Here is a 17,391-nt window from a genome sequence, read left to right as displayed (position 1 = left end):
GATGACCGACTTCGAGTTCCACAAATCCACCCACAGCGGCGGCCAGCCAGACTCACAGTGCGTCGAGGTCGCCACCAACGTCCCCGGCACTGTGGCCATACGAGACTCCAAGGCACTGACCGGAGCGCCCATACGCGTCGCGCCCAACGCCTGGGACGCCTTCCTCACCAACATCCGGCAGGGGACATGACCGTGCCCGGGGTGTGGAAGGCGTTCCTCGCAGCGATGCGGAGGGGGTACCGTCCGCCGCAGCCACGGCCTTCCGCCCCGGCCGGTTCGCACGTCCGCTGACGTCGGTCACCCGTGGCCGGTGAGCCTCCGACCGGCCTGGTCGGTGACCGCGGGCGAGAGCACGGACGGGTGGAGCACGCGTGCCCTGGGCACGTCGGGTGCGGCGAGGGGAGCGGGTGTCGGGGCACCGGCCGGTGTCCCGACACCCGCTCCCGCCCGGGCTCAGCGCACGGCCTGCTCCACCAGGGCCGTGATCGTCTCCTCGGCCTCCTCGCTCATCTCGGTCAGCGCATACGACGTGGGCCACAGGCCGTTCCCGTTGTCGAGGTCCGCCTGGGGGGTGAACCCGAACGTCGAGTAGGGCTCCCCGTCCGCCTGTCCACTACGGAAGAAGCACACGACTTTTCCCTTTCTGGCGTAGGCCGGCTGCCCGTACCACAGCTTCGGCGACAGCTCCGGGGCAGCGGTGGTCACGATGGCGTGGACGCGCTCGGCCAGAGCGCGGTCCGGCTCCGGCATATCCGCGATCTTCGTCAGCACGTCCCTCTCGTCGGCGGCCGCCTTCTCCGCGCCACGGCCCCGCCGGGCCTTCGTCCTCAGCTCGGAGGCCCGCTCCCGCACGGCCGCGCGCTCCTGCTCGGAGAGTCCTTCCGCCGGGGATGTGTCCTCGCTCTTCCCGCCGGCCTTCGACCCCGCACCCATCGCCGGTCCTCCTCCGCTCGTGCTCCGTGACGTGCCACTCACGTTAGGGATCTCCGGAAGGCCGCGCTTCTCGGTTCCTGACCGATGTCGCGCCGCCCGCGTCGACGCCGTACCGCCGGGGCCGTACGCGGACAGGGGTCGGCCGCGGCTCGGTGCGCGGCCCCGCGCACGGTCCACATTCCCGTGAACGGCACTGCGCCGAACGGATGGCGGACGGACCGGGTCTCGGAACCGGGCCGTCGCTCCCCCGGCGCGCACTCCGTTCCGCGGCGGCGCACCGGCACCGCGGACTATGCGGGCGAGTGCTCGGCGTCCGCGCGGTCGGCGCCCGTACGGGGCGTCCTGCGGTACTCGCTGGGGCTGGCCCCGTGGAACCGTTTGAAGGCCGCGCTGAAGCCGAACGCGTCCGCGTAGCCGACCCGGCGCGCCACCGAGGCGACCGTGACGGCGGTGGACTCGGTCAGCAGGTCGGCGGCCAGGGCCATCCGCCAGTCCGTCAGATACGTCAGCGGCGGCTCGCCCACCAGCCTGGTGAACCGGTCGGCCAGCGTCGTGCGCGACACCCCCGCCTCGCGGGCCAGGGCGGCGAGCGTCCAGGACCGGTCCGGCGCGGCGTGCATCGCCCGCAGCGCCGGGCCGGTCACCTCGTCGCCCAGCGCGCGGATCCAGCCGGGCGGGCCGGGCGTCACGGCCTCCGGCAGGTCGAACCAGGCCCGCAGCGTGCACACCAGCAGCCAGTCCAGCAGGCGGTCCCGTACGACCTGCTGCCCCGGCTGGCAGGTGGGGGCGATCTGTGCCTCCAGTGTCCTGAGGAGCGAGAGGCACTCCTCGTCGCCGGGCACCACGAGCGCGGGCGGCAGCACTCCCAGCAGGCGCCGGGCCACCACGCCCCGCGCGTGGAACGTTCCGGTCAGCAGCACCGTGCGGTCGGCCGGTTCCGTGCCCGGCGCGGGCCGGTCGGAGAGGACGAACGGCCCCGGGCCGCGCACGACCACGACGTCGCCGGCCCGCACCAGTCGTGGCTCCCCGTCCTCCGCGGCGGCCCCGGAGAGCCAGCCCTCGCCCCGCAGCGGTGCGCACAGCGTCAGGGGCGCCCCGCCGTCGAACCGCCGCTCCCACGGCGGCGACAGCTCCGTACGCCCGAGGTCGTCACCGTCCGCGCGGACGCCGCGCAGCAACTCGTCGAACGGGTCCATGCCCCGACGATAACGGCCCGGACGATCGGACATGGCCCGCGGACGGCGGGCCATGTCCCGTCCCGTGCCGCGCCGGTTGACTGGCTGCCATGACGACGACACCGAAGACATCCGACGAGATCCTGGTCCTGGGCGGGACGGGCAAGACCGGGCGCCGCCTGGTGAACGTGCTGCGGGAGGCGGGCAGGACCGTGCGGGCCGCGTCCCGTTCCGGTGAGACGCGGTTCGACTGGTACGACCGGGAGACCTGGCCCGCCGCCCTGGACGGGGCGGCGGCCGTCTACCTGGTGGCTCCCGAGGACCCGGCACCGGTCCGGCCCTTCGTCGAGCAGGCGGTCGAGGCGGGCGTCCGCCGTTTCGTGGCGCTGTCCGGGCGCGGGATGGACCGGATCCCCGAGGGCGCCTTCGCGGGCATGGCCGCCGCCGAGGAGGCCGTACGCGGATCCGGCGTGGAGTGGACGGTCGTCCGCCCGAACAACTTCAACCAGAACTTCGACGAGGGCGACTGGCACGCCGCCCTGCGGGCCGGGCGGCTGGCCCTGCCGATCGGCTCCGTGCCGGAGCCGTTCGTCGACGCCCGGGACATCGCCGAGGTCGCCGCGGTGCTGCTGACCTCGGACGGCCACCACGGGCAGGTGTACGACCTGTCGGGGCCGGAGGCGCTCACCTTCGGCGCGGCCGTGGAGAAGATCGCCGCGGCGGCCGGCCGGCCGATCCGCTACGAGGAGCTCACCCCGGAGGAGTACCGGGCCGAACTCCGGGCCGGGGGCGTGCCGGAGGAGGTCGTCGAGGAGCTCGACGCGATGTTCGCCACTATGCGGGACGGGCGCCTGGCCGAGCCCGCCGACGGGGTGCGGCGGGTGCTCGGCCGGGAACCGGCCGACTTCGGCGCCTACGCCGCCCGGGCCGCCGCGGCCGGCGCCTGGTCGTAGCCGGCCGGTACGGCGCCCCGCCGTGTCCGTCCCGCCTGGCGGGACGGACACGGCGGCACCGGCCTCAGTCCGGTGCCGGTGCCGGTGCGGGGAGGGCTGCGGTGACGTCGACTTCGAGGAGGTAACCGGGGGCGAAGAGGACCGGGACGGGGACGAGGGTGCTGGCGGGCACGGTGCGTACGCCGTCGCGCAGGGCGGCCAGGACGGGCCGGAGGATGTCGGGGGTGTAGTCCACGACGTAGATCGTCTCCTTGACGACGTCGTCGCGGGTGGCACCGGCGGCGGCGAGGGCGGTGTCGATGTTGCGGGCGACGGCGGCGGCCTGGGCGGCGTGGTCGCCGCCGGTGGGGGTGCCGGTCTCGTCCTGGGCGACCTGGCCGGAGAGGTGGACCAGCCGTCCGCCGGTGACGGTGACGACCTGGCTGATGAGGCCGGGTGCGGCGGGCAGCCCGGGCGGGTCGGTGCGCCGGACGGTCATGGGGCGGGTCACTTCCGGTGGGTGGTGGCGAGGACGGCGGTGGCGTCGTCGACGAGCGCGGTGCCGCGGCCGTCGGTCCCGGCCCAGGCGACGTGGCCGTCCGGGCGGACGAGGGCGGCGCGTACGCCGGACCAGCCGTCCGGCAGCGGGTGCGGCGGGTACGGGGGGTCGGCGTGCACGCGCAGGCCGGGCCGGGCGAGGTGGCCGAGGGGGCGGGCCGGGTCGCCGGTGAGGTCGAGCAGCAGGTAGCTGTCGGCGCGCAGCAGGGCGAACAGGCCGGTGCCGCCGAGGGCGAGGTCGGGGGCGCGGGTGCCGGTCAGCGGGTGGGCGCCGGGCCGGTCCGGGGGGTAGGTGACGGCGAGGGAGCTGACCTGGGCGGCGAGGTGGTCGTTGAGGTCGGGCAGGGTGGTGATCAGCCGGCTGAGCAGAGCGCGCAGGCTGATGCCCTCGGGGGTGAAGGCGGTCATGAGGGCGACCTGGGCGCGGCTGGTCTCGGTGAGGTCGGCACCGACCGGGTGGCGTTCGGCGTGGTAGGTGTCCAGGAGGGTGTCGGGGGCCCAGCCGTTGAGGGTGGCGGCGAGTTTCCAGGCGAGGTTGGCGGCGTCCTGGATGCCGACGTTCATGCCGACTCCGCCCGCGGGGAAGTGCTGGTGGGCGGCGTCACCGGCGAGGAAGACGCGGCCGTGCCGGTAGCGGTCGGCCAGCCGGGTGGCGTTGCCGTAGCGGGAGAGCCAGACCGCCTCGCGCATGCCGAAGTCGTCGCCCGCCATGGCGGTGACGTTCTCGCGCAGTTCGTCCAGGGTGAGGTCGCCGGGCCAGGTGGTGGTCAGGTCGCGGGGGGTGATGCCGACGAGGCGGTGGACGCCGCCGGGCATGGGGACGGCCATCAGGGTGCCGGCCGGGCCGAAGTGGCTGTAGCCGGGGGCCGGGGGCCGGTCCAGACGGACGTCGCCGAGCCAGCCGAGCACGGTGGAGGGGGTGCCCGGGAAGCCGATGCCGGCGGCGGTGCGCACGGTGCTGCGGGCGCCGTCGCAGCCGGCCAGGTAGGCCGCCCGGAGGGTGGCGGGGCCGTGGGGGCCGCGGAGGTGCACGTCGACGTGGTCGGGGCCGTCGGTGAAGCCGGTGACCTCGTGGCCGCGCAGGATGGTCGCCCCCAGTTCGCGGGCCTGCTCCTCGAGCAGTGCCTCGGTGCGTTCCTGGGGCAGGGCGAGGGTGTGGGGGAAGGGGCTGGGCAGCCGGCGGAAGTCCAGCCGGGATTCCAGTACGCCGAAGTGCCCGCCCGGCAGTGGCAGCCCCTCGGCGGTGAAGGGCTCGTGTGCGCCCCGCGAGGCGAACGTCTCGATGGTGCGGGGGTGCACGGTCAGGGCGCGGGAGCGCGGGTCGCGTTCGGTGCGTGCCTCGACGACCGTGACGGTGACGGCACAGCGGCGCAGTTCCGCGGCCAGCCACAGGCCTGCGGGCCCGCCCCCGGCGACGACGACCTGACAATCCATGCTCTCTCCCTCTCCCGCTCACCACTTGGTCGGCGACCAAGAACTGATGGGCAGTAAACTAGGTCAGTGACCAAGAAGCAAGCGAGGGAAGACGCCGCCGGCCGGCTCACCCGCGCGGCCGTGATCGAGGCCGCGCTGGAGGTACTGGAGGAACGAGGGCTGGAGGGACTGTCCACCCGGGCGGTCGCCGACCGCCTCGGGGTACGCATGAACACCGTCCTGTGGCACGTGAAGACCAAGGCCCGGATGCTGGAGCTGATGGCCGACGCCGTACTGGGCGGCATCGACTACGCGGAGCTGCCCGCCGCACCGCGGCACCGGGTGCGGGAACTGGCCGGCCGCTACCGGCGCGCGCTTCTCGCGCACCGCGACGGCGCCGCCCTGGTGACCGGGACCTACCCGGCCGAACCGCACACCCTGCGCCTCGCCGACCGCCTCGTCGAGGCCGCGCTGGAGGCGGGGGCGGACGAGCGGCAGGCGGCCTGGACGGCGTGGACGGTCAACTACTTCGTCCTCGGGCTGGTGCAGGAGGAACAGGCCGCGCCCGACCGGTACGACGACCGGCTGACCCGGGCCGTCGACGCCGGAGCGCATCCGGCGCTGCACCGGGTCGCCGCGCACCTGGGGCCGGGCTCCTTCGAGGACCGCTTCGCGTTCGGCCTGGACGCGCTCCTCTCCCGGCTGCCCCGCTGACCGGCGTGTCCGGCCCGGGACGCACCGCGGAGGACCCGCCCCGCGGACCGGGAGCGGTGCGGACCCGACGGCGTGCCGCCCCTCGGGCGACCTCCCCGGGGAGCGGGGCGGCAGGGCAGACGGCCGACGGGGCGGCGGAAAGCAGCGCCGGGCCCGGCGCTGCCCGTGACACCATCGCGGTCACGGGACAGACTTCCCGTGTCCCGCCCGGCCGCCGGTCTCCGGCAGGTGAACGGCCGCCGGGCGGGACACGGAACACGAGGACCACGGGCTCCGGGAGCGGTCATGGGGAGACGGATCTGGAATCCGGCCGGGAGCCAGGAGGCTTCCCCCAGCGGGGAGCTCGCCCGGCTGGCGCGCTCCCACCGGTTCGCGTCGGTGCTGGACGCGGGCTGCGGCTGGGGGCGGAACCTGGCGGCGCTCGCCACCACCGCGGACGTGCTGCACGGCTTCGACCTGGACGAGGAAGGGGTGCGGGCGACCCGGAAGCGGCTGGCCGGAGCCGGTACGGCGGCCGGGCCCGGGGGCACGGCCGAGGTGCGGATCTGGGTGGACGACCTGCTCACCGCCGCGCCGGGGCGGACGTACGAGCTGGTGATCTGCTACGGCGTGCTCCACTTCCTCCCCCGCGAGCGGCGCCTGGCGGCCTACGACCGGCTGGAGTCGTGGACGGCGCCGGGCGGCGTGCTCGCCCTGGCCTCGTTCAACGCCGCCGTGCCGGTCCCGGCCGACCTGCGGGAGCTGATTCCCGAACCGCCCGCCGACAGCGGCGAGGTGCGGGAGAGGTTCGCGCGGTGGGAGGACGTGTACGTCCGCAGCCATGTGTTCGAGGACGAGCACGAGGGCGGCGTGCGGCACACCCACTCCATCGACCGGCTGGTCGTGCGCGCCCCGCGCCGGACCGGCGGGGAGACGGGCCAGGGATGACCGCCGCGGCCACCGTAAGGACCCCCGTCCCCTACGGTGGCCGCGGCGCCCGGGTCAGCGCTCCGCGAGGTGGGCGGTGAGGGAGTCCAGCAGCATCCCGCTGCCCTCCTCCGCCATGTCGCGCTCCGCCGCGCTCGCGCAGACCTGGGAGAGGGTGAGCCGTGTCCGGCCACCCTCCGGCCGTTCCTCCCGTTCCGCCAGCTCCATCGTCATCACGGTCGGCTCGGCCGCGCCGGGCAGCTCCATGTCCAGCACCAGCCGCCGGCCGGCCGCCACCTCCCGGTAAGAACCCCCGATCGGTACCCGCTGCCCGCCGGGGACGAGCATCACGGCCTGCCAGGCGCCGCCCGGCCGTACGTCCATCCGCACCGATCCGGGCTCGGCGCCCGCCCACCGCTCGTACCGCTCCGGGGTCGTCCAGGCCGCGAAGATCTCCGCGGCGGGGGCGTCCAGCTCGCGGACGAGGGTGTAGGTGTGCTGCGCGGTCGGGGTGGTCGGTGCGGTACCGGTGTGCCCGCTCATCGTCTTCTCCTCCGTTGCGGCCCCTCCCTTCGAGGGGACACCCGGTAAGACGGCCGGGCGTCCGGGAACTCATCGCCCCCCGCCCATCGGATCCGGTCCGCCGGGCTCAGGACCGCTTCGGCTCGAAGTGCAGCGCGGTGATCCCGCAGTCGAACGCCCGGGCGGTGACGAGCCGGAGACGGTGGTAGGCGCCGGTGGTGGGGAAGACGGGCAGCCCGGTGCCGATCGCGGTCGGGTTGACGAACAGGTGCAGCTCGTCGAGGAGGCCCTCGGCGATCAGGCTGGCCGCGAGCGTGGCGCCGCCGTAGGTGATCAGATCCCCGCCCGGCTGCGCCTTGAGCCGGTTCACCGTCTCGGCGAGGTCGCCGCCCGCGACGGTGGCGTTCTTCCAGGGCGACTCGGTGAGGGAGCCGGAGATGACGGTCTTGGGGGTGTTGTTCATCCAGTCGATCGACTCCTGCGGCTCGCCCTCGGGGCCTGCCTCCCAGGCCGGGATGAACCCCTCGGCGAGTCCGCGGCCCAGCACGATGCGGTCGACCGGTTCCATGAGCGCCTTGATGTAGGCGCCGATGTCCTCGGTCCAGGAACCCGTCATCCAGTCCATCTCGCCGTTCGGGCCCGCCATGTAGCCGTCGGCGGTGACCTGGACCTGGAGCTTGAACCTGCGCATGGACCGCTTCCCTTCGGATTCGAGGTGGTGCCGGCGGCGGACCGCCGGCATGCCGGGCACGGCCGTCATCCGGGAGACCGCCCTTTCGGGCCCGCCCGGTCCGGCTCCGCGTGGAACGAGAAGTTAGCGGCCGGCACTGACAGCCCCGCCCCGGCGACACGGCCCGGCTCCGTGCTCCCGGCCTCCGCGGGCCGTGGGCTCCGCTTCACCGGGGACTCGGGCCCGGTTGGCTCACCGCAACACGATGAACAAGTATCTCCATGCGATAACATCGCATCATGCCTGAGAAGAAGCCCAAGAAACCCGTCTCCGTCACCCTCGACTCGGACGTCCTTGAGGCCCTTCAGCACCTCATCCGGCAGGGCGAGGCCCCCTCCGTCTCCTCCCTGGTCAACGATGCCCTGCGCCATCGGCTGGAGCGTCGGCAACAAGCCGAACGCGTACGCGCCTATCTGGAGGAGAACCTCCTCGGCGGGCAGGCGCTCACCGAGGAGGAACTCGTCGAGGCACGCGGCATGCTGGCCGCGAACAAGGCCAGGACCGCCGCTCGGCGCGGCTCCGGAGCATCCGCCGCGTGAGTGACGGCATCATCTTCGACCACCACGCGCTGCTGGCCGTCGGAGGCGGCAACCGCCGGTTGTCGGGGTACATCGTGGCCGCGCACCAGGATCCGCTGTACGACATCGCCGTACCCGCTCTCTGCCTGGCGGAAGCGATCCGGCACCGGCCGGGAATCTCCGCGTACTTCGCCCAGATGCCTGCCGTCGAGATCATGAACGTCGACCGGTTGTCCGCCGACGTGATGGGGCGCATCGCCGCGGCGCTCCTCCCCGAACAGGGCTGGCCCGCCCTCCACGCGGTCGCCACCGGAATCACGACGGGATGGGAGATCGCCACCACGGACCCCCGTGCTTACAAGGGATTCGGAGTCTCCGTCCTGCCGGTGGACCCCTGAGCGGACGGCGCCGCCGCTCCGAAGGGCGGCGTCCGGACTACATCCGGTCGATCGCGGTGAGGTCGATGTCGATGCCGAACGGCTCCGAGAGCGTCAGCCGGTCCTGGTGGACGCCCGTGCGGACGTACGCCCCGGCCGCGCGGTCGAGGGTGTGGACATGGACCACCGGGCGGCGGCCCGGGCTCTCCTCCACCAGCCAGAAGTGCGGGATGCCCGCCGCCGCATAGAGCTGAGGTTTGCGCTCGCGATCACGGATCGCCGAGTCGGGGGAGACCGTCTCGACGGCCAGGACGACGTCCCGGACGGCGTAGCGGTCGGTGTCCGGGCCGCGGACGGCCTCCGTGCGGATCACCGTCACGTCCGGCTCGGGCGCCTGGCCGGGACCGAGCACCACGACCGTCTCCCGCCGCACCCGCAGATGACCGGGGCAGGTGCGGCGCAGGCCTTCGGTCAGGATGGAGTTGGCCAGCGAGTGGTAGCCGCTCTGCCGGGCCCGGAAGACGAGACCGCCGTCGACGAGCTCGGTGTGCGGCGGGAGGTCGGGCAGCCGGAAGAGGTCGTCGACCGTGAAACCGCCGGACGGGGGACGCAGCCACTCGGGGAAGGGCTCGTCGTCGATGCCGATCGTGCTCTCCACGTCGTCCATGCCCCCCATCGTGGACGCGTTTCCGCCCCTGGCAGTCGCAAACGCCACACCGCCGCCCGTAAAAGTGAATGACAGTACGAGCGTTGACGGTGGGGCGCACTACCGTCGGACCGTGTGCCGGTGCACCGGCACACGGTCGTCCGGGAAACGCGGGGGGCAGCAGTGAGCGGCGAGCGGCCGAGGAGCGCGCGGCACGGACGGACGGCACCGGGGGACGAGGCGGCGTTCGCCGGACTCGCTCTCACCCCGGCCGCCACGGAGACCGCCGTGTGACACCGATCACTCCCACCGGCCGATTCCTTTCTCCGGGCCCGCCGGTCACATGGACGGGCCCGCGCGTACGCGGCCGGGCCACGACGTGACGACGGAGGGAAGAACCATGACGGAGGACAACGGCACCACCCGGGCCGCACAGCCGGACGTCCGGCCGGAGAACGAGGGGCTCGGGGCCCTGGAGCGGCTGGTGGGCTCCTGGCGGGTGACCGGCGGCGCGGAGGGCACGGTCACCTACCGCCGGCTGGCGGGCGGCTTCTTCCTCGTCCAGGAGGTCGAGCTGGAGCAGTACGGGCAGCGTGTCACCGGGCTGGAGGTGATCGGGCGGGAGAAGCCGTTCGGCGCGGAGCGGCCGGGCGAGGACATCAGGTCCCGCTTCTACGACAGCCAGGGCAACACCCTCGACTACGTCTACGAGCTCGACGGGGACACCCTGACCATCTGGGGCGGGGAGAAGGGCTCCCCCGCGTACTTCCGGGGCACCTTCGACGCGGCCGGCGACACCCTGGCCGGTGCGTGGGTCTACCCCGGCGGCGGGGGCTACGAGTCGGTGATGACCAGGATCGGGTGACCGGCGGGCGCGGGCCCCGTCACAGCCGGTCGATCGCGGTGAGGTCGATGTCGACGTCGAAGGGGACGGTCAGCTTCAGCCGGTCGTGGTGGATGCCGGTGGGCACGTAGCTGCCCGTCGCGGGCTCCAGCTCGAAGACGTAGACGACCGGGCGGCGCCCCGTCCCCTTCTCGACCCGCCAGAAGTGCGGGATGCCGGGCTCCGCGTAGAGCTGCGGCTTGCGCTTGCGGTCGCGCTCCTCCGAGTCGGGGGAGACGACCTCGACGGCGAGGACCACGTCCTCGGCGCGGAATCCGGTCTCTTCGGCCTCCTCGGTGGCCGCCTCCGCACGGATGACCATGAGATCCGGCTCCGGCCGGTTCCGCCGGCCCAGCAGAACGCTCATCCCGCGGCACACCGCATCTCGTCCGGGACGGTCTCGTGGAGCCCCCTCTCCAGCAGGAACATCGCCAACGAGCGGAAGTACTTCTGCGGGCTCACGAAGACCAGGCTCCCGTCGATCAACTCCGTGTGCGGCGGGAGGTCCGGGATGCGTCGAGGTCGTCCGCGGTGCAGCCGTCCGGCGGCGGCACGGGCCACGAGGTGGCGGACGCACTGGGCAGCGGCTCGGCGGTCATGGTTCCTCCCGTGGACGGGATTCTCGGCCGTACGCCCAGCCTAGCGAGCGGAAACGCCCGCGCCACCACTCACACGGGTGAGCGGCGGCGCGGGCGTTGACCGGCGGGCGGTGGGACCGCGTCAGGCGGTCACTCCCACTCGATGGTCCCCGGGGGCTTGCTGGTGACGTCCAGCACCACCCGGTTGACGTCGGCGACCTCGTTGGTGATGCGGGTGGAGATGCGGGCCAGCGTCTCGTACGGCAGGCGCGACCAGTCGGCGGTCATCGCGTCCTCCGAGGAGACCGGCCGCAGCACGACCGGGTGGCCGTAGGTGCGGCCGTCGCCCTGGACGCCGACGCTGCGCACGTCGGCCAGCAGCACCACCGGGCACTGCCAGATGTCGCGGTCCAGGCCGGCCGCGGTCAGCTCCTCGCGGGCGATGGCGTCGGCCTCGCGCAGCAGGTCCAGGCGCTCCTTCGTGACCTCGCCGACGATGCGGATGCCCAGACCGGGCCCGGGGAAGGGCTGGCGGTGGACGATCTCCTCGGGCAGGCCCAGCTCCTGGCCGACCATGCGGACCTCGTCCTTGAACAGCTTCCGCAGCGGCTCCACCAGCTTGAACTGGAGATCCTCGGGGAGACCGCCCACGTTGTGGTGGGACTTGATGTTGGCGGTGCCGGTGCCGCCGCCGGACTCCACCACGTCCGGGTAGAGGGTGCCCTGCACCAGGAACTCCACGGCCTCCTCGCCGGAGCCGGCCTCGGCGACGATCTCGCTCGCGGCCTGCTCGAAGACGCGGATGAACTCCCGGCCGATGATCTTGCGCTTCTGCTCGGGGTCGGACACCCCGGCCAGCGCGTCCAGGAAGCGCTTCTCGGCGTCGACGACCTTGAGCTGGACGCCGGTGGCGGCCACGAAGTCCTTCTCGACCTGCTCGGACTCACCCTTGCGCATCAGCCCGTGGTCCACGTAGACGCAGGTCAGCCGCTCGCCGATGGCCTTGTTGACCAGCGCGGCGGCCACCGCGGAGTCCACGCCGCCGGACAGCCCGCAGATGGCGCGCCGGGGGCCGATCCGCTCGCGGATCGCGGCGACCTGCTCCTCGACGACGTTGGCCGCCGTCCAGGTGGGCTTGAGGCCCGCGCCCCGGTAGAGGAAGTGCTCCAGGACCTGCTGGCCGTGGGTGGTGTGCATCACCTCGGGGTGGTACTGGACGCCGTAGAGCCGGCGCGCGTCGTCCTCGAAGGCCGCGACCGGTACGCCGTCGGTGGCGGCGGTGACGGTGAAGCCCTCGGGGGCGGCCGAGCAGGCGTCGCCGTGGGACATCCACACCGACTGCTCGGCGGGGGTGCCCTCGAAGAGGGTGGAGCCGGGCCGGGTGACGGTCAGCGGGGTGCCGCCGTACTCGCGGCGGCCGGTGTTGTCCACGGTGCCGCCCAGCGCCTGGGCCATCAACTGGAAGCCGTAGCACATGCCGAAGACCGGCACCCCGGCCTCGAACAGCGCGCGGTCGATGCCGGGCGCGTCCTCGGCGTACACGGAGGAGGGGCCGCCGGAGAGGATGATCGCCCTGGGGTTCCTCGCGAGGATCTCGGCCACCGGCGTGGTGGACGGGACGATCTCGCTGTAGACCCGGGCCTCGCGGACCCGGCGGGCGATGAGCTGGGCGTACTGCGCGCCGAAGTCGACGACGAGGACGGTGTCCGGGTCGGCGCCGGTGCCGGTGTCGGCGGCGGGATCTGATGCCACGAGGCTGGCTGCCTTTCGGCGTGGAACTGGCTGGGAGGGCCCAGTCTACCGGTGGGCGTCACCCGGACGGCCGTCTCACCATCCGGCCGCCCGGTGGCCCGGTGCGGCGCTCACGGGGCATACTGGCCGCATGTTCACGCGGACGACCTTCTGCTTTACCTATGGCACCGGCCCGGCCGGCTGCCACGGGTCCGTCGGTTCCGCCGTGTGAACCACTGACGAGCGACTTCCCAGGCGCCCCGGGCCGGCCAAGGCCCGGGGCGTCTGTCGTCGCTCCCGGTCCGGCCGGCCGGCGGGCGCCGCGACTCCCCGAAGGGACGTACGGCATGACCACCCCCACGAGCGACACGGCCGCGAGCGGCACCCCCGCGAGCGCCGCCGGCGAGCGGATCTCCGAGGACCGCGGGCGGATCGACGAACTGGACGAACGGATCATCGCCCTGGTGCGGGAGCGCATGGCGGTCTCCGCCCGGATCCAGCGCACCCGGATCGACGGCGGTGGGCGGCGGGTGAACCTCTCCCGCGAGATGGAGATCCTCACCCGCTACCGCGAGGAGCTGGGCAGGCCCGGCACCTCACTCGCCATGACCCTGCTGGAGCTGTGCCGCGGCCGGATCTGACCCACCCACGGTGTTACTCTCGGTGATCACCCATACGGTGCGTTACCGCCCCGGGCGGCCTTCGTTGAACCGGGCACCCCTCGGCCAACCGGGCGCCCGGCGGCGGCGGGGACGTACCGGAGCGATGAGACGCCGTCCTCCCTCGGGAGGTGAGGACCGGGCGTCGTGGGACCTCGCTCCGGTGCGGTGACCGGACGGCAGGGGACAGCAGGCCGGTCACCACCTCAGCGGTCGGCTCCCGGGACGCCGTGGGCCGGCCGCTCCGCGGATCCGCCACAGGCGGAGGAAACCGGAAGATCGACAGTCAACGGGCTGGTTCAGGACAGCTTCGGAAGAAGGGGAGCCGTTCCGTCGAAACAGTTGCGTTCCGGGAGGCACATCCCGCACGATGCGGAGTGGGCCCGCGCGGCACCCGTACGACACGGGCCCGCCCCCACGAACCATCCTTCGCGGCGCTTCCCCCCGGCGCCGCCCCAGCGTCGGCGAAGCCCTGACGCCGACGCTGAACCACAGGGCCCCGCGGCGTCCGACCCACCCACCCGGTCGGCGCCCGGGGCCCTCTCTTGTCCCTGCCCGGCGGCCGGGTACGGCACGTCCTTCCCTGGGATGAATGAACCAGCGAGAGGGTTGTGACGTCTTCCATTGCGGGTGGATAACGACAAAACCAAGCCCGTACGTGACATGTATCACAGCAAAATCTGGCAGCCGTGAGCAACTGAGTCCGTCTGCCCCTTATGTCGCTGCAACATGAATCCACCCCCGGGCCGGCCCGGAAAAACGGCCGGGCGGAAGATCCCACTCCGCCCATACGCTGCTCCCAGCCCGCCGCGCCACTGCGCGAAGGCCCCGAACAGCGTTCTTCCTCTTTTCCTTCACCTCATACGAACGAGGTCTTTCATGAAGCTTCGTCGCGCCCTCGCGGCTGCCGCCGCAACGGCCGTCATCGCACCCGCCGCTCTGCTCGCGGCACCCGCCGCGTACGCCAACGAGAACGACAACGGCGGTACGGACACCACCCAGACCCAGCCCGACCAGGACACCGACGGCCAGGACGCCGACGACACCTCCGGCAGCGACTCCTCGGACGGCACCGGGAACGACGGCACCGGAGACGAGAGCACCGAGGGCGGCACCGAGGGGGAGAAGTCCGAGACCCCCGACACCGAGGCCCCCGACACCGAAGCTCCCGACACGGAGAAGCCGGAGGGCGAGGTCCCCGACGCGGAGAAGCCGGAGGGCGAGAAGAAGCCCGACGAGACCCCCGAGGGCGAGGAGCCCGAGGAGGAGAAGCCGGGCGAGGAGGACGGGCCCTGGCTGCCGTTCGACTGCGAGAAGCTCGACCTCGACAGCAAGCTCAGTGCCACCATCACCGGTCTGCCCAACACGGTCGTGGCCGGCTCGGGCTGGCACAACTTCGAGTTCACGGTGGAGAACGGCTCGAAGAAGACCCTCAAGAACGTCTACGTCGAGGCCTTCGCCGAGTACACCGAGGACGACGACGAGAACCCCCTCGCCCTGGACCTCGCGGAGCTCCAGTACAAGAACCCCGAGAACGGCAAGTGGACCGACTCGTACCAGGCCGTCTACGAGGACGAGAACGGTGACACCGCCGTGACCGGCACCTTCGTCGGCATCATCGACCAGATCGACCCGAAGGCGTCCGTCGAGATGCAGCTGCGGGTGCGCATCGACGCCGCCGCGCCCGCCGGCTCCTCCCTCGCCGTGACCAACGCCGTCTACGCGGGCAAGGGCAAGACCTGCCACGGCAACGGTGACGCCTACGAGTTCACCGTCGCCAAGGCCGGCAGCAAGCCGGACAAGGTCGAGGACGCCAAGCCGAGCGGTGAGAAGCCGCAGGGCGGCGCCAAGAAGCCGCTGGACGGGAAGAAGCAGAGCGAGTCCAAGGAGCTGCCCGTCGACGGCAAGCTCGCCGAGACCGGCTCGTCCTCCGCGCTGCCGATGTTCGCCCTCGCGGGTGGCGCGGCCGTGGCGCTGGGCGCCGGGGCCATGTTCGTCGTGCGGCGCCGCAAGGGTGCCGGGACGGACACCTCCGCCGTCGCCTGACGGTGGTGTGACCGCCTGACCGTATGACGGGAGGGGGTGGAGCGGCCGGGCCGCTCCACCCCCCTCCTGCCGTCTCCCGCCGCGTCTCCTCAGGTCCCCGCGGGCTCAGCGGGCCCGGCCGGCTGCTCCGGTGCCGCCGGCTCCGCCGTCCGCGGCGGCACGCCCGGCACCGGCAGCAGCGGCAGCCGCAGCGCCGCGAATGCGTCCTCCGGCACCACCGGTGCGCGCGGCGGCACGGGCGGCACCCGCACGTACCCGGTGCCCTGTTCGGGCCGGGGATCGGGCTCGTCCTTGTTGGGCCACAGGGACATGGCGCGTTCGGCCTGGGCGGTGATGGTCAGCGAGGGATTGACGCCCAGGTTGGCGGAGACGGCCGCGCCGTCGACCACCGAGATGCCCGGGTGCCCGTAGAGGCGGTGGTAGGGATCGACGACGCCCTCCTCGGGCGAGGCCCCGATCGGGCAGCCGCCCAGGAAGTGCGCGGTCAGCGGGGTGCCCATCAGCTCGCCGACGTTCGTGCCGGGGAAGCCGTTGATGTCCTCGGCGATGAGCCGGGCGGCCTCGGCACCCTCGGGGATGTGGTCGGGGTTGGGGGCGCCGTGGCCCTGTCTCGCCGTCAGCAGCCCCTTCCCCGGGCCCCTGGTGCGGCGGTAGGTGGTCAGGGAGTTGTCCAGCGACTGCATCACCAGACCGATGATGGTCCGCTCCGACCAGCGGTGGTTGGAGAGCGTCCGCGCCGTCAGCACCGGGTGGCGCAGGCAGTGCGCGGCGAAGGCCAGCGGCCTCGGCAGGCGTCCGCCGTACGGCACCTGGAGGACGGACAGCGCGCCCATCGCATTGGAGCCCCGGCCGTAGCGGACCGGCTCGATGTGGGTGTTCTCGTTCGGATGGACGGACGAGGTGATGGCCACCCCCCGGGTGAAGTCCAGTACGGCACCGGGCCCGTGCTTCCTCCGGTAGCGGCGCCGGGTGGTCAGCGCACCCACCAGTGCCTCGGAGTTGGTACGGGTCAGTTCGCCCAGCCGCGGGGAGATCCGGGGCAGGGCGCCGGTGTCGCGCATCCGGTGCAGCAGGGTCTGGGTGCCGTAGGTCCCGGCGGCGAGGACGACCCGTCGGCAGCGCAGCACCGTCCGCCTCCCCCGGCGGCGCCGGCCGGTCGGCACGGTGGTGACGGCGAAACCGCCGCGGCCGTCCTCGGCCACCTCGGTGACGGTGGTCATCGGGCGGACGACCGCTCCGGCCTTCTCGGCCAGGTACAGGTAGTTCTCGGTGAGGGTGTTCTTGGCGCCGTGGCGGCAGCCGGTCATGCACTCGCCGCACTCGGTGCAGGCGCGGCGGGACGGCCCCGCGCCGCCGAAGTAGGGGTCGGGCACCTCCCCGCCCGGCTCCGCCCGCACCTTCCCCCCGGCGTCCTCGCCGTCGCCGAAGAAGACGCCCACCGGGGCCAGGTGGAAGGTGTCGCCGACGCCCATCTTCTCCGCGGCGGCCCGCAGATGGACGTCGGAGGGGGTGACGGTGGGGTTGAGCCGTACGCCCAGCATGCGCCTGGCCTGGTCGTAGTGGGGTCTCAGTTCCTCCTGCCAGTCGGTGATGTGGCCCCACTGGCGGTCGGCGAAGAAGGCGGGCGGCGGGACGTAGAGGGTGTTGGCGTAGTTCAGCGAGCCACCGCCCACCCCGGCGCCGGCCAGGATCATGACCTTGCCCAGCAGATGGATGCGCTGGATGCCGTACAGGCCCAGCGCCGGCGCCCACAGGTAGTTCCGCAGGTCCCAGGAGTTCTTCGGCAGGGTGGCGCGGGTGAAGCGGCGGCCCGCCTCCAGCACGCCCACCCGGTAGCCCTTCTCCGTCAGCCGCAGGGCGGCCACCGAGCCGCCGAAGCCGGAGCCGACGACGATCACGTCGTGGTCGTACGGCTTCCCGGGCGGGGAGTCCTGCGGTGTTCCAGGCGTTTCAGGTGCTTCAGGTGTTTCGTCCTGCGGTCGGGGCATGGCGGTACCTCCGGATGGCGCGACGCTGTTCTCACAGCGGAGGAGAGAGGAGGAGAGGGGAGGAAAAGCGGAAAACCGGGGT

The 17,391-nt window shown here is 73.1% G+C and carries 18 protein-coding genes and 1 pseudogene; 9 read left to right on the top strand and 10 right to left on the bottom strand.

The window, feature by feature from the left end; genetic code table 11:
* The first annotated feature begins 1 nt into the window (after position 1).
* The gene (locus V1L54_RS14580; RefSeq protein ID WP_330118393.1) at positions 2-190 is read left to right on the top strand and encodes a DUF397 domain-containing protein; all 189 of its coding nucleotides are present in this window, start codon (positions 2-4) and stop codon (positions 188-190) included.
* 263 nt (positions 191-453) lie between these two features.
* Here the strand turns inward: V1L54_RS14580 and V1L54_RS14575 are convergent, their stop codons facing one another.
* Both V1L54_RS14575 and V1L54_RS14570 read right to left on the bottom strand, forming a co-directional pair.
* Complete coding sequence (locus V1L54_RS14575; RefSeq protein ID WP_330118392.1) at positions 454-933, bottom strand: DUF1801 domain-containing protein; 480 nt, start codon at positions 931-933, stop codon at positions 454-456.
* Positions 934-1,223: 290 nt separating this feature from the next.
* The gene (locus V1L54_RS14570; RefSeq protein WP_330118391.1) at positions 1,224-2,129 is read right to left on the bottom strand and encodes an AraC family transcriptional regulator; all 906 of its coding nucleotides are present in this window, start codon (positions 2,127-2,129) and stop codon (positions 1,224-1,226) included.
* 89 nt (positions 2,130-2,218) lie between these two features.
* On the opposite strand from V1L54_RS14570, the gene V1L54_RS14565 reads away from it, so the two are divergent.
* Positions 2,219-3,061, top strand: a complete 843-nt coding sequence (locus V1L54_RS14565) for an NmrA family NAD(P)-binding protein (RefSeq protein ID WP_330118390.1) — start codon at positions 2,219-2,221, stop codon at positions 3,059-3,061.
* A gap of 64 nt (positions 3,062-3,125) precedes the next feature.
* On the opposite strand, the gene V1L54_RS14560 is transcribed toward V1L54_RS14565, so the two are convergent.
* Together V1L54_RS14560 and V1L54_RS14555 are read right to left on the bottom strand one after the other, a co-directional pair.
* Positions 3,126-3,551, bottom strand: a complete 426-nt coding sequence (locus V1L54_RS14560) for a RidA family protein (protein WP_330118389.1) — start codon at positions 3,549-3,551, stop codon at positions 3,126-3,128.
* The gene (locus V1L54_RS14555; protein ID WP_330118388.1) at positions 3,548-5,032 is read right to left on the bottom strand and encodes an FAD-dependent monooxygenase; all 1,485 of its coding nucleotides are present in this window, start codon (positions 5,030-5,032) and stop codon (positions 3,548-3,550) included. The genes V1L54_RS14560 and V1L54_RS14555 overlap by 4 nt, the downstream gene beginning before the upstream one ends.
* A gap of 66 nt (positions 5,033-5,098) precedes the next feature.
* Here V1L54_RS14555 and V1L54_RS14550 point away from each other — a divergent pair, with 66 nt between their 5' ends.
* On the top strand, positions 5,099-5,725 hold the full coding sequence (locus V1L54_RS14550) for a TetR/AcrR family transcriptional regulator C-terminal domain-containing protein (RefSeq protein ID WP_330118387.1): 627 nt from the start codon (positions 5,099-5,101) through the stop codon (positions 5,723-5,725).
* A gap of 285 nt (positions 5,726-6,010) precedes the next feature.
* A complete protein-coding gene (locus V1L54_RS14545; protein ID WP_330118386.1) occupies positions 6,011-6,652 on the top strand; it encodes a class I SAM-dependent methyltransferase in 642 nt (213 codons plus the stop codon).
* A 54-nt stretch (positions 6,653-6,706) separates the two neighbouring features.
* On the opposite strand, the gene V1L54_RS14540 is transcribed toward V1L54_RS14545, so the two are convergent.
* Together V1L54_RS14540 and V1L54_RS14535 are read right to left on the bottom strand one after the other, a co-directional pair.
* Positions 6,707-7,174 (bottom strand): SRPBCC family protein, encoded by a 468-nt coding sequence (locus tag V1L54_RS14540; RefSeq protein ID WP_330118385.1) that lies wholly within the window; start codon positions 7,172-7,174, stop codon positions 6,707-6,709.
* A 106-nt stretch (positions 7,175-7,280) separates the two neighbouring features.
* Positions 7,281-7,844 carry a dihydrofolate reductase family protein gene (locus tag V1L54_RS14535; RefSeq protein ID WP_330118384.1) on the bottom strand — a complete coding sequence of 188 codons (564 nt, stop codon included), beginning with the start codon at positions 7,842-7,844 and terminating at the stop codon, positions 7,281-7,283.
* A 278-nt stretch (positions 7,845-8,122) separates the two neighbouring features.
* On the opposite strand from V1L54_RS14535, the gene V1L54_RS14530 reads away from it, so the two are divergent.
* A complete protein-coding gene (locus V1L54_RS14530; protein WP_330118383.1) occupies positions 8,123-8,422 on the top strand; it encodes a ribbon-helix-helix domain-containing protein in 300 nt (99 codons plus the stop codon).
* Entirely contained in the window at positions 8,419-8,799 is a 381-nt protein-coding gene (locus V1L54_RS14525) for a PIN domain-containing protein (protein ID WP_330118382.1), read from the top strand. Before V1L54_RS14530 ends, V1L54_RS14525 begins: the two co-directional genes overlap by 4 nt.
* A gap of 37 nt (positions 8,800-8,836) precedes the next feature.
* On the opposite strand, the gene V1L54_RS14520 is transcribed toward V1L54_RS14525, so the two are convergent.
* A complete protein-coding gene (locus V1L54_RS14520; RefSeq protein ID WP_330118381.1) occupies positions 8,837-9,445 on the bottom strand; it encodes a Uma2 family endonuclease in 609 nt (202 codons plus the stop codon).
* 379 nt (positions 9,446-9,824) lie between these two features.
* Between V1L54_RS14520 and V1L54_RS14515 the strand changes: the two genes are divergently transcribed.
* Positions 9,825-10,289 (top strand): hypothetical protein, encoded by a 465-nt coding sequence (locus V1L54_RS14515; RefSeq protein ID WP_330118380.1) that lies wholly within the window; start codon positions 9,825-9,827, stop codon positions 10,287-10,289.
* 19 nt (positions 10,290-10,308) lie between these two features.
* On the opposite strand, the pseudogene V1L54_RS14510 reads toward V1L54_RS14515, so the two are convergent.
* Together V1L54_RS14510 and guaA are read right to left on the bottom strand one after the other, a co-directional pair.
* Positions 10,309-10,906 (bottom strand): annotated as a pseudogene (locus V1L54_RS14510) (Uma2 family endonuclease).
* Between the two features lie 129 nt (positions 10,907-11,035).
* The gene (guaA, locus tag V1L54_RS14505; protein WP_330118379.1) at positions 11,036-12,637 is read right to left on the bottom strand and encodes a glutamine-hydrolyzing GMP synthase; all 1,602 of its coding nucleotides are present in this window, start codon (positions 12,635-12,637) and stop codon (positions 11,036-11,038) included.
* Positions 12,638-12,963: 326 nt separating this feature from the next.
* On the opposite strand from guaA, the gene V1L54_RS14500 reads away from it, so the two are divergent.
* Complete coding sequence (locus V1L54_RS14500; RefSeq protein WP_330118378.1) at positions 12,964-13,257, top strand: chorismate mutase; 294 nt, start codon at positions 12,964-12,966, stop codon at positions 13,255-13,257.
* Between the two features lie 897 nt (positions 13,258-14,154).
* Positions 14,155-15,321, top strand: a complete 1,167-nt coding sequence (locus tag V1L54_RS14495; protein WP_330118377.1) for an LAETG motif-containing sortase-dependent surface protein — start codon at positions 14,155-14,157, stop codon at positions 15,319-15,321.
* A gap of 89 nt (positions 15,322-15,410) precedes the next feature.
* Here the strand turns inward: V1L54_RS14495 and V1L54_RS14490 are convergent, their stop codons facing one another.
* On the bottom strand, positions 15,411-17,309 hold the full coding sequence (locus tag V1L54_RS14490) for a GMC oxidoreductase (RefSeq protein ID WP_330118376.1): 1,899 nt from the start codon (positions 17,307-17,309) through the stop codon (positions 15,411-15,413).
* Positions 17,310-17,391: the final 82 nt, after the last annotated feature.

The organism is Streptomyces rubellus (assembly GCF_036323805.1).
GTDB lineage: Bacteria > Actinomycetota > Actinomycetes > Streptomycetales > Streptomycetaceae > Streptomyces.
The sequence above is the reverse complement of the archived record's forward strand: the minus strand, read 5'-3'. Positions and strand labels throughout refer to the sequence as shown.